This window comes from Spirillospora sp. NPDC049652, assembly GCF_040675125.1.
Taxonomy (GTDB): Bacteria; Actinomycetota; Actinomycetes; order Streptosporangiales; family Streptosporangiaceae; genus Spirillospora.
Genome location: NZ_JBFAOF010001317.1, coordinates 1 through 1,587, shown reverse-complemented (window position 1 = coordinate 1,587; position 1,587 = coordinate 1). Strand labels below are relative to the sequence as shown.

At 76.2% G+C, this 1,587-nt stretch carries 1 protein-coding gene; it reads left to right on the top strand.

The window, feature by feature from the left end:
* Positions 1–297 precede the first annotated feature (297 nt).
* A partial coding sequence (locus AB0J52_RS39785; RefSeq protein WP_500188317.1) for an ATP-dependent helicase occupies positions 298–1,587 on the top strand: 1,290 nt, incomplete at its 3' end.

Genomic DNA, 1,587 nt, shown 5'->3' with positions numbered 1-1,587 from the left:
CGCCGCGCCGCGGGCGCCGATCTGCGGGCACCGTACCGCCAACGTGCCCGCTGATCCCGGCTGAAACTCCCCGGCCGGCCGGAAAGACGCCGAACGGCGGCTGAACCCATGCCGAACGCGTCGCGGCGCGGGCCGGGACGCCCGGGGGCCGCGACGATGGGGCGTCCCGCCCCAGGTGGGGGATGTGTGGCCGGACGCTCACCCTGCGGCACATGGGCGACATGCGGCGGAGGTGGTCGGGGGAGTCCTGATCATCTGCTGCAATTGAGGGTCGTGTCAGCAGCCTCCTATCGTCTCGTGCGCCGCACGGGTCCCGCGCGTACCGCCGCGCCCGCTCTGGACGAGCGGCAGCGCGCGGTGGTCGAGCATGCGGGCGGTCCGCTGCTGGTGCTGGCCGGGCCGGGCACGGGCAAGACCACCACGATCGTCGAGGCCGTCGTCGACCGGATCGAGAACCGGGGCGTCGATCCCGAGCGGGTGCTCGTGCTCACCTTCAGCCGCAAGGCCGCCGGGGAGCTGCGCGAGCGGATCACCGGCCGGCTGCGCCGCACCACCCGCACGCCGCTCGCCCTCACCTTCCACAGCTACGCCTACGCGCTGCTGCGCCGCGACGCCGTCCTCAACGACGAGCCCGCGCCGCGGCTGCTGACCGGCCCCGAGCAGCTGCTGGAGGTCCGGCGGCTGCTCCAGGGCGAGCTGATGGACGGCGCGCGCGACTGGCCGCAGCGGCTGCACGAGACCCTCGCCACCCGCGGGTTCGCCGAGGAGCTGCGCGACTTCATGCTGCGCGCGGGCGAGCGCGGCGTCCTCCCGGAGGACCTGGAGCACCTCGGCAGGCTGCGCGGCCGCGACGACTGGCCCGCGGTCGCCGGGTTCATCGACCGCTACGGCGACCGGTTCGCGCTCGACCCGACGCCGACCTTCGACTACGGCGAGCTGATCCACATCGCGGCCGGGACGCTGGCCGACGAGGAGGTCCGGATCCGCGAGCGGGACGCCTACGACGCGGTGTTCGTGGACGAGTACCAGGACACCGACCCCGCCCAGGAGGCGCTGCTGCGGCACCTGGCGGGCGACGGCCGCGACCTCGTCGTCGTCGGCGACCCGGACCAGTCGATCTACGGCTTCCGGGGCGCGGACGTGCGCGGCATCCTGGAGTTCCCGCAGCGCTTCCGCACGCCGTCCGGCGAGCCCGCGCCGGTCGTCGCGCTGCGCACGTCCCGCCGGATGGCGCCCGAGGTGCTCGCCGCGTCCCGCCGCATCGCGCGCCGCCTCCCCGCCGGGACGGCCCTCGCCGCCGAGCACCGGGCCCTCCGCCACCCGTCCGAACTCCCTGACGCGGCCGCCGCGGAGGGCGCGCCGAGCGAGGCGGACGAGCAGATCGCGGGCGAGGTCCGCGCCGTCATCGCCGACTCGGAGAGCCAGGAGGCGGCGCTCGTCGCCGACGAGCTGCGCCGCGCCCACCTGCTGGACGGCGTGCCCTGGTCGCGGATGGCGGTGCTCGTCCGGAGCGCGGTGCGGCAGGTGCCGACGCTGCGCCGCGCGCTCGCGCAGTCGGGCGTGCCCGTCGTCGTCGCCGGGGGCGAG